Source organism: Hyphomicrobium sp. 802, from assembly GCF_000526135.1.
GTDB lineage: Bacteria > Pseudomonadota > Alphaproteobacteria > Rhizobiales > Hyphomicrobiaceae > Hyphomicrobium_B.
Genome location: NZ_JAFM01000001.1, coordinates 3,872,268 through 3,885,770 on the forward strand (window position 1 = coordinate 3,872,268; position 13,503 = coordinate 3,885,770).

General features: G+C 61.1%; 10 protein-coding genes. 1 reads left to right on the forward strand and 9 read right to left on the reverse strand.

The window, feature by feature from the left end; genetic code table 11:
* Window positions 1-17 precede the first annotated feature (17 nt).
* The 8 genes from HYP802_RS0119695 to HYP802_RS0119730 form a co-directional block, all read right to left on the reverse strand.
* On the reverse strand, window positions 18-1,343 hold the full coding sequence (locus HYP802_RS0119695) for a glucose-6-phosphate isomerase (protein ID WP_245261516.1): 1,326 nt from the start codon (window positions 1,341-1,343) through the stop codon (window positions 18-20).
* A gap of 355 nt (window positions 1,344-1,698) precedes the next feature.
* Complete coding sequence (locus tag HYP802_RS0119700) at window positions 1,699-3,120, reverse strand: pitrilysin family protein (protein WP_013949446.1); 1,422 nt, start codon at window positions 3,118-3,120, stop codon at window positions 1,699-1,701.
* 5 nt (window positions 3,121-3,125) lie between these two features.
* Window positions 3,126-4,490, reverse strand: coding sequence for a pitrilysin family protein (locus HYP802_RS0119705; protein WP_244420919.1), 1,365 nt, complete (start codon window positions 4,488-4,490; stop codon window positions 3,126-3,128).
* Between the two features lie 303 nt (window positions 4,491-4,793).
* A complete protein-coding gene (locus HYP802_RS0119710) occupies window positions 4,794-5,273 on the reverse strand; it encodes a hypothetical protein (RefSeq protein WP_013949448.1) in 480 nt (159 codons plus the stop codon).
* Window positions 5,274-5,333: 60 nt separating this feature from the next.
* On the reverse strand, window positions 5,334-5,843 hold the full coding sequence (lspA, locus tag HYP802_RS0119715) for a signal peptidase II (RefSeq protein ID WP_013949449.1): 510 nt from the start codon (window positions 5,841-5,843) through the stop codon (window positions 5,334-5,336).
* Window positions 5,840-8,980 carry an isoleucine--tRNA ligase gene (gene ileS / locus HYP802_RS0119720; RefSeq protein ID WP_024276389.1) on the reverse strand — a complete coding sequence of 1,047 codons (3,141 nt, stop codon included), beginning with the start codon at window positions 8,978-8,980 and terminating at the stop codon, window positions 5,840-5,842. Before ileS ends, lspA begins: the two co-directional genes overlap by 4 nt.
* Before the next feature lie 309 nt (window positions 8,981-9,289).
* Window positions 9,290-10,216, reverse strand: coding sequence for a bifunctional riboflavin kinase/FAD synthetase (locus tag HYP802_RS0119725; protein ID WP_024276390.1), 927 nt, complete (start codon window positions 10,214-10,216; stop codon window positions 9,290-9,292).
* A gap of 70 nt (window positions 10,217-10,286) precedes the next feature.
* On the reverse strand, window positions 10,287-10,724 hold the full coding sequence (locus tag HYP802_RS0119730; RefSeq protein ID WP_013949452.1) for a MaoC family dehydratase: 438 nt from the start codon (window positions 10,722-10,724) through the stop codon (window positions 10,287-10,289).
* A gap of 244 nt (window positions 10,725-10,968) precedes the next feature.
* Here HYP802_RS0119730 and HYP802_RS0119735 point away from each other — a divergent pair, with 244 nt between their 5' ends.
* Complete coding sequence (locus tag HYP802_RS0119735; RefSeq protein ID WP_013949453.1) at window positions 10,969-11,709, forward strand: cell cycle transcriptional regulator TrcR; 741 nt, start codon at window positions 10,969-10,971, stop codon at window positions 11,707-11,709.
* Window positions 11,710-11,723: 14 nt separating this feature from the next.
* On the opposite strand, the gene HYP802_RS0119740 is transcribed toward HYP802_RS0119735, so the two are convergent.
* Window positions 11,724-13,427, reverse strand: a complete 1,704-nt coding sequence (locus tag HYP802_RS0119740; RefSeq protein ID WP_013949454.1) for a SulP family inorganic anion transporter — start codon at window positions 13,425-13,427, stop codon at window positions 11,724-11,726.
* Window positions 13,428-13,503: the final 76 nt, after the last annotated feature.

Here is a 13,503-nt window from a genome sequence, read left to right on the forward strand (position 1 = left end):
CCCCAGTCAAAAGGCGCCTAAGCGCCTTTCGCGAGGCGCTCTCTCGTCAGGACTTTCGCAAGCTCGACACCCGGTTGATCGAAGGGATCGACACCGAGCAGGCGCCCTGCGAGAATCGTTTCGATCATAAAGTGCATCAGCAGCGCACCGATGGTCTTTTCGTCGAGTTTTGCAATGTCGATTGTTCGCACCGGACGCCCGGCGCGCGCCAAAGCCTCAGGCAGAGCATGCGACTGGGCGGAAACGATATCGCCGACGGTGTAGCCGCCAAGCATTTCGGCGCCAGCGATTCGCGCGAGTTCCGGGTCTATCCTGGGGCCAACGCCCTCGCTCGCGACACGTAGAATCGTCAAATAGTGATCGTGCGGACCATCCATGAAGAGCTGGAGCTGGCTGTGCTGGTCGAGAGGGCCAAGCGCGCCGATCGGCGTCGTCCCCTCGCCGCCCTTGCCGAGGCTTTCTGCCCAGAGTTGCACGAACCACGCCGAGAGGCGGCCCAGCTTGTCGGCGTAGGGCATCATTACGAGCGTGGCGATGCCTTTTTCCTTCGACAGCGCGACGGCGGTGGCGGCGCCGACGGCCGGCGCGAAATCAGCCGCGGACTTGGCGGCGAGAAGCGCGTCGACCACGCTCTTGGCGCCAGCACGAATAGCGCGCGCATCAAGGCCGCGCGCGAGAGCCGGCATCAGGCCGACGTTGGTCAGGCACGAGAAGCGGCCGCCGATGCCGGTGTGATGCTCGAGCATGGGAATACCGAACGTCGACAGCAGCGTGCGCAGGCCATTCGTCTTGCCGGGCTTGTCGGGCTCGGTGATGCCGAGAAACATTTTCGGGATTTGCGCTTCGAGACCCGCGGCTTTCACGGCCGTCAACGCGGCGATCGTTTGCGCTAGTGTTTCGGCGGTGCCCCCGGATTTCGACGTCACGATGAAGCGCGTCGTCGGCAGGTCTAGCGAGTCGAGAACACCTTGCAGCGTGCCGCCATCGAGGTTGGCATAGAAGCGCGTACGAGGACGCTTGCTCTGTCCCGGCAGCGCAACGCCGTAAATGCCCCAGCCTGCGATCTGCGCGAAAGTCTCGCCGCCGAGGCTCGATCCGCCGGTGCCGAAGAAGACAAGCGTCTTGGCGCCTTCGGAAAGTTTCGCGAGCGCCGCTTCGGCGTCAGCGATGTCCTGCTCCTCCTCGGCGATGCGCAGAAGCGGGAGACGGTCCTTGCGATAGTCGTCTTTCAGGGTTTCGATGTGCGGCCCGATACTGTCGAGCCAAGAGGCATAAGCCTGAGGCGCGAGACCGTGTTGGCCGATCGCGGTTTCCAGGCACCCATCAATATTCTGCTGAAACATATTCCCGTCGTGTCGCTGCCCGTCTTGCATGGCCGCTTCAACGCTCCCTACCTAAATCCGTTCCGGCCTAACCGATTTCGGATGTGCGGCCAAGTGCGCTTCGCGTTATGCCAAGGGGAGCGTTAACCGGCGTGCCAACAGTTATGGGACATGTGCCTATGAGATGTGCCGCAAAGACGCGGGACAGACCGGCCGTTATGCCGACGAAGAGCCTGCGCGAGCCGTATCGGCCCCGGTCAGGCACCGCTATTGTTTCTGCTTAGCTGGATCCTGGCCGCCGCCGGGACGACGTAAATGGAAACGGGGTCCCAAATGCCATCCCCGGATTAAATCCGAAGATGACATTTGCCTTTCGTCAGCCACGGGTCGGAGCGGCGACCGCGGGTTGTAGAACCGGCGGCGTTGCAGCGGAGTTCATGCCCACGGGCTTACCGACGATTGTGACAACCAGATTGTCCGGCTGCAGGAAGCGGGCCGCGACGCGCTTGGCATCGGCCAGCGTGACGGCGTTGATCATCGCGTTGCGATTCTCAACGTAGTCGGGACCGAAGCCTTCCTGCATCAAGCCCAGAAGCTGCGAGGCGATCTTCGAGTTGGTGTCGAAGCGCAACGCATAAGAGCCCGTGAGATAATCTTTCGCCGCCTGAAGGTCTTCCGCTGTCGGGCCGTTGTCGGCCATCTTCTTCATTTCGCTACGGATGATCTTGAGGCTCTCAGCCATCGACGCGTTCTTGGTCGCGACGCTGCCGACAAGGATTGATGCGTGCTGATAGGGCTGCAGATAGGTGTAAACCGAATAGGCCAAACCGCGCTTTTCGCGGACCTCTTCCATCAGCTTGGCCGAAAAGCCTCCGCCGCCGAGGATGTGGTTGACGACGAACGCCGTGATGAAATCCGGGTCTTTACGCGGCATGGCGCCAACGCCGAAAACGGCGACCGATTGCGGCACGCCCATCTCGACGATCTTCTGGCTGCCGCCCTTCACCGGCGCAGTCTGGGCGACGGGCGCCAGATCGGCCTTGGCGGGCAGGCTGCCGAAGACATCATCGAGCAGTTTGCCAAGCTCGGCAGCATTGATATCGCCGACCGCGACAACCTTCAGATTGTCGCGCGCGAAGTTGTGCTTGTGATAGGCCACGAGATCGTCGCGCGTGATCTTCGAGACGGTTTCGGCCGTACCCGTCGCCGAACGACCATAAGGATGGTCCGGGAACGCCTGCGCGTACCATTCACGGATCGCGACCTTGTCGGGATCTTTATCGGCATAGGCGAGGTTGGCGAGAAGCTGCTGCTTGATGCGCTCGACGGCATCGGTGTCGAAGCGCGGCTTCTGCACGGAAAGCTTTAACAGCTCTACGGCCTTATCGCGGTTCTTCGTCAACGTCTCGAACGAACCGTAGAGCGAATCCTTGCTGTCGTCGTAGCTCATGCGCATGGCGATATCTTCCATGCGCTCCTGATAGTCTTCGGATTTGATGTCGCCGGCACCCTCGTCCATCATCGCGGTGAGGAAGTTGGCGAGGCCTTCCTTGCCGACCGGGTCCTGGCTGCTGCCACCGTCAAATGCGTAGCGCAAAGACAGCAGCGGAACGCTGTGCTCTTCGACGAGCCATGCCTCGATACCACCGGGAGATTTGATTTTCTGAATATTCATTGCTGATGCTGGCTGACTTGCGGATGCGGTGAACAACAGGGCCAAGGCCGGAAGGGCCGAGACGATGCCGAGGCGGGCTGCATGGTGAACGACCTTTGCAGCCGCGCGTGAGATTACTGTCATCAATATCACCTCAATACGCCGCCTGCGGACGGGGGCGGAAGATCGTCGTTGGCCTGCGCAACGCCCGACTGGTCGGGAACGAGGTAACCCGTCACTGAATCCTTGATGTCGAGGTACTGAGCAGCGGCTTTCTTCACGTCGTCGGTCGTGACCTTGGAGATATTGTCGGGCCACGCTTCGACTTCGGCGACCGTGCGGCCGACGGCGAGGTTCCAGCCATAGCGGCGCGCGAGCGTCGCTTGGTTGTCGCTGTCGTAGACGTAGTCGGCGAGATAGCTGTTCTTGGCGCGCGTCAGTTCTGCGTCGGTGACGCCGTTCTTGACGATGTCGGCCAGGACAGCATCGATGCCGGCTTCGACCTTTTCGAGCGGCACGCCATCTGCGGCGATGCCGTAGAGCGAGATCGTGCCGCCGTCGAGACCGTAGCCGGAATAGTCGCCGCCGGCGCTGGAGGCGATTTTCTGCTCGACGACGAGCTTCTTGTAGATGCGGCTTGTTGAGCCCGAGCCTGCGATCTTCATCAGCAGGTCAAGCGCTTCGGCTTCGCCGGGCTTGGCCGTGACGTAGCTCGGCGCCTGATAGTAACGCTGCATCAGGTAATTGCCCGCACGCGGATCTTTCAGCACCAAGCGGCGCGCGACAAGCTGCGGCGGCTCACCCGGACGATGGCGAACGGAAGAGACGGCCGGGTTGGACGGGATCTTGCCATAGGTGTCTTCGGCGAGCTTCTTCACTTCAGCATCGGTGACGTCGCCCGAAACGACCAGGATGGCGTTGTTGGGGGCGTAATAGTGCTTGTAGAAATCAAGCGCGTCCTGACGTGAGAGCTGCGCCATCTCGCGATACCAGCCGATCACCGGCTTATGATACGGGTGATTGAGATAGAGCGCGGCGTTCATCTGCTCATCGAGCAACGCCGAGGGATTGTTGTCGATGCGCGAGCGGCGCTCTTCGAGGATGACATTCCGCTCGGTCAGCACTTCCTTTTCGTCGAGCCGCAGGTTGACCATGCGGTCGGCTTCCATCTCCATCATCTTGCCGAGACGGTCTTTCGAGACGCGCTGAAAGTAGGCGGTGGCGTCGTTGCCGGTGAAGGCATTGTCCTGACCGCCGAGACGGCTGACGATTTTGGAGAATTCGCCGACTGGAATCTTGTCGGTCGATTTGAACATCAGATGCTCAAGGAAGTGGGCAATGCCGGATTTGCCGAGCACCTCGTCGGCGGCGCCGACTTTGTACCAGACCATGTGCGTTACGACCGGCGAGCGGTGATCTGGAATGACGACAACATCCATGCCGTTCGACAGCTTGAATTCCGAAGCACGGGTGGTGCCGTCGGCGGCGCGGGCTTGTGGGGTAACTGCGAGCATCAGGGTGGCCAATACGGTTAAGAGGCTAATACGGGAGCACGTCGCTAGACGCATTATGGCGATCCTTCGAACCGAATGCAGTAGTTTGCTCCCTAGCGTTTTTGATCCTACCCCAAACTGCAGAGCCGGGGATTACTTTCGCGAGAAGGCGCGGACGCCGGATAGCGGGAAGCCGCGCCAGTGAGCGGCAGATGGGCAATCAAAGTCAAATGACAAGGCGTTCATCTCAAGGCGCGTCAAACCTCGCCCCGATCAATATTTTTACGGCAATGGAAACATTCGGTTATTGCGCGTTCGCAGCGGTCACTGCGTCGAGGATGTATCTTCGCCGCCCGTGTCCTCGTAGGGCTTTTTCTGCGTCCACTTCTGAACGGCCGTGAAGATAGAGGGGTGGCAAGGGCCGAGCGGGCCGGCCGCGGATTCGGCAGATGAATCGCCCCGCTGCATCGGCTCGGTATAATTCTTCTGGCAGTATTCCGCCTGCTGCTTTTCGAGCGCGGCCTGATCGACGACTTTCTTTCGATCGGGGTCTTGAATGGAGGCAAGCGACGGCTGATCGGCCCTTCCGCTTCCGGGTGGCGGCAGCGAGTCTGTCGGCGGCAGCGTCAGCGGTTGGCGGACGGCCATTTTTGGATCGCCTTCCGGCGTGGACGGGCCGTTCAGGCCCACCATGTCAAAAACCTTGCCGTTCAGCTGGACGCCGTCAAAGCCACCGCAGCCGCCCAAAATCAGCGTCAGTGCCGCGACAGAAAGGCCGATTTTTCGCCCGTTTTTCAACGACATGCTTTTTTGTCCGTGCCAGACCGACACGCCCCCAAGCCCACTTAGGCCGACTTTACGGCGCTAATGCGACTCGCCCCTGAAGGACTCATACAACAAGCCAATTACCCCGGCAACGATGGCCACATCGGCGATGTTGAAGACGTACCAGTGAAAACCGTACGCATGGAATGAGAAGAAGTCGGCGACGCCGCCCAGGTGAAGCCGATCAATGGCGTTGCCCAGCGCGCCACCAATGATCAGTCCGAGGCTTAAGGCCATGAGGCGGCTGCCGCGGCTCCAGTTGAGCCAAAGCCACAGACCAAAGCTGGCGGCGACGGCAAACGCGACGAGCAGATATTGGCCGGTCATGCTCGCCTGATTGAAGAGCGAATAGCTGATGCCGATGTTCTTGACGTAGACGAGATCGAGAAACGGACCGACCGTGACGCGGCCCTTCGCTTCGATGTCGTAGACGTGCAGCATCCACCACTTGTGGAACTGGTCGATTGCCATCGTCAGGACGATGACGGCAAACGCCAGCGGCGCCGTGCGGCTCCAGAAGATGCTTCGCGAGGACGCTACATCCGTCATACCGTTGCTCCGGCGTCGATCTCGCGCATGGCGGCCGCGTCACGCGCCGACAGTTCCGGATACGCCGGATCGGAACCGACGTCCTTCGTGATGCGCCACGAACGCGCGCACTTTTTCCCTTCGGCGCGCTTCACGACGACGCCGACGCCCGGCTCGTTCGGAAGCGTGAAGGCACCGCTTGGCGGCGCATCGGCCGAGATCGAAATGCCCGACGTGATGCAGACTTCCGCCATGTCGATGCCATCGAGACCCGACATCAAATCCGCGTCGGTGACGTACACGTCGGGCGCGGCTTCGAGCGATGAGCCGATTTTCTTTTCGGCTCGGGCGATTTCGAGCGCACCTGTCACGACGCTGCGGACTTCCTTCACGCGATCCCACTTGGCAGCCAGATTGTCGTCACGCCACTCGCGCGGGATCTTCGGGAACGGCATTAAGTGCACGCTCTCGGCTTCGTCCGCTTTGTAGAGCAGCCATGCCTCTTCCGCCGTGAACGACAGGATCGGCGCGAGCCAGCGGATCAGCGCATCGCACAGCTTGTCGATGACGGTGAGCGCCGCCTTGCGCTTCAGGCTAGACGGCGCTTCGCAATAGAGCGTGTCCTTGCGAATGTCGAAATAGAACGCCGACAGCTCGGTATTCATGAACTGCGAGAGCAGGCCGATGATCTTGCGATAGTCATAATGCTCATAGGCCTTGCGGATCTCGTGATCGAGTTCGGCAAGACGATGGAGCATGAGCCGCTCAAGCTCGAACGGCTTCATCGCGGTTACCGGCACGGCTTCTTCGGGCTTGAAGTGCGCCAACGCGCCGAGCATCCAGCGTAGCGTGTTCCGCAGCTTGCGGTAGGTTTCCGAGAATGTCTTCAGGATTTCCGAGCCGATGCGCAGATCGTCAGAATAGTCGGATGCGGAAACCCAAAGGCGGAGAATATCGGCGCCGGACTTCGACATCACGTCTTGCGGCGCGACGACATTGCCGAGCGACTTCGACATTTTCTGCCCCTTCTCATCCAGCACGAAGCCGTGAGTCAGCACGATGTCGTAGGGCGCGTCGCCGCGCGTACCGCAGCTTTCAAGCAGGGACGAATGGAACCAGCCGCGATGCTGGTCGGAGCCTTCGAGATACATGACGCGGTCTTGGCCACCCTCACGCTTGCGGCGCAGGCCTTTGAAACCGGGGAAAGCCGTCGGATCTTCAAGCGTAAAGGCGTGCGTCGATCCTGAATCGAACCAGACGTCGAGCACGTCTTTCACCTGCTCCCACTTGTTCTTGTCTTTCGGCGAGATGAAGCCTTTGAGGAAGCGATCTTTCGCGCCTTCCTCGAACCAGACATCGGCTCCCTTTTCGTAGAAGGCTTTTTCGATGCGGGCGATCAGTTCGTCCGACTTTTCGAAGCCGGGGCCGGGGATCACCTCGTCCGTCTCGACATTGCGGAAAACGGTGATCGGCACGCCCCACGCGCGCTGGCGCGAGACGACCCAGTCGGGCCGGTTCTCGATCATGCCGGTGATGCGGTTCTCACCCGCCGCCGGCACCCAGGCGACGCGCTTGATCTCGTCGAGAGCAAGCTGGCGGAGCGTTGGCGCGTTATGTCCTCTTTTGTTCGCGCTTGGCGACTCCCCTTCGGGGAGTCGGCCGCCAAGCGCGGAAAGTGGCTTATCCATCGAGATGAACCACTGTGGCGTGTTACGGAAGATGACCGGCTTCTTCGAACGCCACGAGTGCGGATACTGATGCTTCAAGCGTCCGCGCGCGATGATGTTTCCGGCTTCGGCCAACGCCTTGATGACGGCGTCGTTGGCATCACCCTTGTCGCCGTTCTCTTTCAACACGCGCTTGCCTTCGAAGCCGGGCGCCAATTTCGTCAGCATGCCGTCGGCGTCGACGGTGAAGGGGATTTCGGTGTCGATGCCGCGATCGCGCAGCTTCTTCTGGTTCGCGATCCAGATGTTGTAGTCGTCAGCGCCGTGTCCAGGTGCGGTGTGGACGAAGCCCGTACCGGCGTCGTCGGTGACGTGATCTCCGTCGAGCATCGGCACATCGAAGGCATAGCCGAGGTCGCGCAGCGGATGCTCACACACGAGATGGCGCAGCTCGAATGCGCTGACTGTTTCGCGCTTCTCGTAGGCTTCGACCTTGGCTGCCTTCATCACGTCGGCGGCAAGCTTGTCGGCCAGGATGTAGCGATCGCCGACCTTCGCCCAGTTGCCGTCGGGCGCAGCCGTCACCTCGTAAAGCCCATAGGTGATCTTCGAGGAGAAGCTGATCGCGCGGTTGCCGGGAATCGTCCACGGCGTCGTCGTCCAGATGACGACCGAGGCGCCAAGTAGATTGTCCGGCGTCCACTCGGGATGGAGTTCGGGCGGCAGATCGGCTTGCGAAATATAGTCAAGTTCCGGGAGCGCCTTCGCTGGGAACTTCACCCAGATCGTGTCGGACTGATAATCCTGGTATTCGATTTCAGCCTCAGCCAGCGCGGTCTTCTCGACGACGGACCACATGACCGGCTTCGAACCACGATAAAGCTGACCGGTAGCGGCGAACTTCATCAGCTCGCGCGCGATGATGCTTTCGGCGCGATAGTCCATCGTCAGGTACGGGCGTTCCCAGTCGCCGACGACGCCGAGACGTTTGAATTCCTCGCGCTGGATATCGATCCAGTGGGCGGCGAACTTGCGGCATTCATCGCGGAACGCGTTGATGGCGACCGGATCTGAGAAGTTCGGCTTCTCCTGGCCCTTGGCGCGGTACTGCTCCTCGATCTTCCATTCGATCGGCAGGCCGTGGCAATCCCAGCCCGGCACGTAGTTTGAATCATTGCCGAGCATCTGGTGCGATTTGACGACCAGGTCCTTCAGGATCTTGTTCAGCGCGTGGCCGATGTGGATGTTGCCGTTGGCGTAGGGCGGGCCGTCGTGGAGGGTAAACTTCACGCGGCCCTTCGACTGCGAACGCAGCTTTTCGTAAAGGCCGATCTCGTCCCAGCGCTTCAAGAGCTTGGGTTCGAGTTCGGGCAACCCGGCGCGCATAGGAAAGTCGGTCTGCGGCAGGAACAGCGTTTTGCCCCAATCGCGTCCGGCAGCAGCTTCCGGAGTTGCACTTGCCTTGTCGGCAGCCTTGGCGTCTTTCGACATCAGTTGAGCTTTCAATTCCAAAGGAAATCAGCGCGGGTTCTAGCAAGGTGCGTCCGCCAAGTCATCCTGCGCCTGACTGCGGCGCCTCCCACTAACTAACGTCATCCCGGCGCAGGCCGGGATCCAGACAAGCCTTGGAAATCGCCCTTTTTTCCGGCTTGGCCGGGCCCCGACCTTCGTCGGGGTGACGGTATGGATGGGGAGATCGGATGTTTTCAGCTTGTTATCGTCGGCTCTATGCCGAGGATCCATTTATCCACTTGCTTCGCTGCCGATGAATCCTCGGGCCGAGCCCGAGAATGACGAGGGTTAAGACTTGGCCAAAACCGCTTTCACCGCCGCGATGTCTTTGTCCATCTGGGCGACCAGCTCTTCGACCGTGTGAAATTTCCGGTCGGCGCGAATGAAATCAATGAATTCGACCTCCATGTCGCGGCCATAGAGGTCGCCGTTGAAGTCGAACAGGAAGACTTCCAGCACCGGCATGCCGTCGTCGAAAGTCGGCCGGGTGCCGAGATAGGCGGCGGCGTCATGCGGCACGCCGTCGAAATAGGCCTTCACAGCATAAATGCCGTGGCCGAGCGTCGTCCCTTTCGGCATCGGCAGGTTGGCGGTCGGGTAGCCCATGCCGGTGCCACGCTTGGCGCCGCCGACGACCTTGCCCGCGACGCGCCACGGCTCACCCAGCACGTGGGCGGCGCCTTTGACGTCGCCCTGCGCCAGATAAAGCCTGACGGCCGAGGAAGAGAACGGTTCGCCCGCTTCGGCAACTGGCGGCATGACGGTCACTCCAAATCCAAGTTCTTCCCCGGCGCGCAACATCATCTCTGGATTGCCGCTGCGCTTATGGCCGAAATAAAAGTCATAGCCGATGACGACGTGACTGGCGCCAAGGCCCGCCACGATCACGCGCTCGATGAAGTCTTCGGCGGTCAGCCCGGCGATTTCGGCGTTAAACGGCTCGACAAACGCAATATCGAGACCGAGGCCCGCGAAGATCTCGAGCTTGCGCCTGAGCGGCGTCAACCGGAAGTGGGCCTCATTCGGCTGGAAAAACTCGCGCGGATAAGGCTCGAACGTCAGCACAGATGCGCGGACGTTCTTTTCGGCAGCGCGCGATTTCGCTTCCGAGATCAGCGCCCGATGGCCGCGATGGACGCCGTCGAAATTGCCGATGGCGACGGCCGAACCGCGATATTCCGGCGGAACGTGCTTGTATCCATGGATCACGTGCATTCGGCGCAGCCTCGTCGGAGTTCCCGGTGACATACCTATTAAGGGAAAACGATCGCGGGCTAGACTGCCTTTACCTCGGCCGGCCAGGAACCATCAGAACTGCTTCGCCGGTCAGCACCGGTTTACCTGCGACGGAGCACAAGCACTCGAAGCGCGCCCGCTTTTTATCGGGAATAAGTTCGACGAGCCGGACCAGAGTTTCGACACGGTCGTCGATCTTGACGGGGCCGCGGAAATTCAGCGTCTGGGAAATGTAAATGGCGCCTGGACCGGGCAGCTTCATGCCGAAAATGGCCGAGATGTAGCCCGCCGACAGAATACCGTGCGCAATCCGTTCCTTAAAGATCGTCTTGGCGGCGTATTCAGCGTCGAGGTGAACCGGGTTGTAGTCACCAGACAGCGCCGCGTAGGCAACGATATCCGCCTCGCTGACTATTCGCGACATCGAGGCTTCCTGACCGACCTCTAAGTCTTCGAAATATTTGGTTCGGCCGGCTGTTGCGAGCATTCAGACGTCCCTGCATGTTATTGAGCCAGATCATTGGACCAAGCCATTTTTCTCGAACACTAACCCGCTACAAACTCTGCCTGCAACCATACTAGACCAGTTATGGCTGCGGCCTTGTTGCATTTGATTAAGGCAATGAGCCTTGCATCGAGGCGGTTGGAGGCGTTATAAAGAACCATTCCCCTTTAATTTACCGTTTTAGCCGCCCTTCGCGATCCCTTGCGAAGGACCGAACGAGGACACCATGAGCGACCGCCGCCCCCTAATGCCGAAAGCCACCGCCGTTTGGCTGGTGGAGAACACGGCGCTCTCCTTCGATCAGATTGCCGAATTCTGCGGCCTGCATCCGCTTGAGGTTAAGGGTATCGCCGATGGCGAAGTCGCGCAGGGCATCAAAGGCATGGACCCCGTGACGACGGGGCAGCTGACGCGCGAAGAAATCGCGCGGGGCGAAAAGAACCTTTCGCACAAGCTCCAGCTTGCCGTCAGCAAGGTCGAGCTGCCGCCGATGCCGCAAACGCGCAAGGGACCGCGCTACACGCCGGTTTCGCGCCGTCATGACCGGCCGAACGCCGTGCTCTGGCTGCTGCGTAACCATCCGGAATTGAAAGACAGCCAGATCATGCGCCTTGTCGGGACGACCAAGCCGACGATCGCGCAAATCCGCGACCGCACGCACTGGAACTCGGCACAGCTGACGCCGCAGGATCCGGTGACGCTCGGCCTTTGCTCGCAGATCGATCTCGACGCCGAGGTGAAGAAGGCGGCGCGCCGGTCGGAGCGGGAGCGCAAAGAGGGGGGCGGCGAAGAGCTGGATCGCGCCGGGACGCTGTTGCCTGCCGCCGAGACGACGGCGCGGGCCGAGATTTTGGCACCGAAGGCAGCAGAAGAGTCTGAAGAGACGCCCGAGCAGGAGCAGGCCCGCGTTTTCGCCAAGCTCAAGGAAATGTCGTCCGCACCCAAGGACGAGACCGAAGACGAGTAACGGCCGTTGGGCCGTTATTTGCCTATCTTTCCGCTCCGGTACGAAGCGACCGCATCCTCGATCTGCGCTGCATAATGCACGAGCGGCGTGCGAAGTCCGGCAGCCAGGAGCGTGCGGCGCACGTTCCGGCTGGCTGACGTGAAATAAAGCTTCGTCCCGGAACGCGTAAGCTTGTGCGCAAAGCCCTCCAGCGTGCGCGCCGCCGTGCTGTCGACGAGCGGCACGTCCGCGAAATCCAAAATGAAAAGTTTCGGGCTGGCACCGACGCGGTCCAGCACCGTACCGACGGCCGCGGTCGCTCCGAAGAAGAACGCGCCGGAAATGCGGTAGACCATCACGTCGTTGCCGAGATCCGCGGGCTGCTCGGTATCGGAGACATCGGCGACATCGTCCCTGATGAGAGGCGCGCCGGTTTCGATCTCGACGGCTTCCGCCATGCGATGAAGAAAGAGGAAGGCGCCGAGAGTCACGCCGACCGCGATGGCCGTCGTCAGGTCGACGAAGATCGTCAGCAGGAAGGTTGCGAGCAGAACGGCGGCGTCGCCCCACGAGGAGCGCAACAGCGCCGCAAACTCCGCCTTCTCGGCCATGTTCCAGGAGACGATCGCCAGAACTCCGCCAAGGCTCGCAAGCGGGATATAGGCCGCGAGCGGCGCGGCCACGAGCATGAACAGCAGGACGAAGACCGCGTGCAGCATGCCTGAAACGGGGCCGTGCGCTCCGGCGCGGACGTTTGTGGCGGTGCGCGCGATCGTTCCCGTCACGCACATGCCGCCGAACGTGACGGCCGCGATGTTGGCCGCGCCCTGCGCGACGAGTTCGCAATTCGAGCGGTGACGGCGGCCGGTCATACCGTCGGCGACGACAGCGGACAGCAAACTTTCGATGGCGCCGAGAAGTGCAATTGAAATGGCGTCGGGTAGTGCAGCCTGCAATTTGGCAATATCGAACGCCGGCAAATGCGGCGCGGGCAACGTGCGCGGCACTTCGCCAAACCGCGAGCCGATGGTCGCGATGTCGAGACCCAACACCCAGGCGAGGACAGAGGTCACGCCCACGGCGATCAGCATTCCCGGCCAGGTCGGCCTCCATCGGCGCAAGCCGACGATCAACGCAATCGACAGCACGGAGACTGCAAGGGTCGCCGGATTGAGCGTTCCGATATGGGAACCGAGCGCGGCGAGCTTCGGCAATAGCGCGGCAGGCTCGTGGGCGAGATTGAGGCCCAGGAGATCCTTGATCTGACTGGCGAAGATGATGACGGCGATGCCCGCCGTAAAACCGACCGTCACCGGAAACGGGATATACTTGATGTAGGTGCCGAGGCGCAGAAAGCCGGCCGCCATCATGATCAGGCCCGCCATCGCGGTCGCCAAGACCAGGCCGTCATAGCCGCGCTGCTCCACGATCGTCGCGATCAACACGATGAAGGCCCCGGCAGGGCCGCCGATCTGGTAGCGGCTGCCGCCGAGCGCCGAAATCAAAAAGCCGCCGACGACGGCCGTGAACAAACCTTTTTCGGGCGAGAGCCCGGAACCTATGGCAATGGCCATCGACAAAGGCAGAGCCACGATGGCGACGGTCAGACCCGCGACGGTATCGGCGCGCAGGTCATTCCAGCGGTATCCCTCACGCAAGACCGTCACGAGCTTGGGCGTGAACAGGTCAGCCCAGCTCGGTCGTCCGCGTGCGGATCTACTGGTTACCGAAGTGTCCATGTCTCCGTCTCCCATTTTGACAAGGAGCGGCGAGATCGTCGGCTGCACCGTCGGCGGTCGTCGTCGCGAAAGCTCA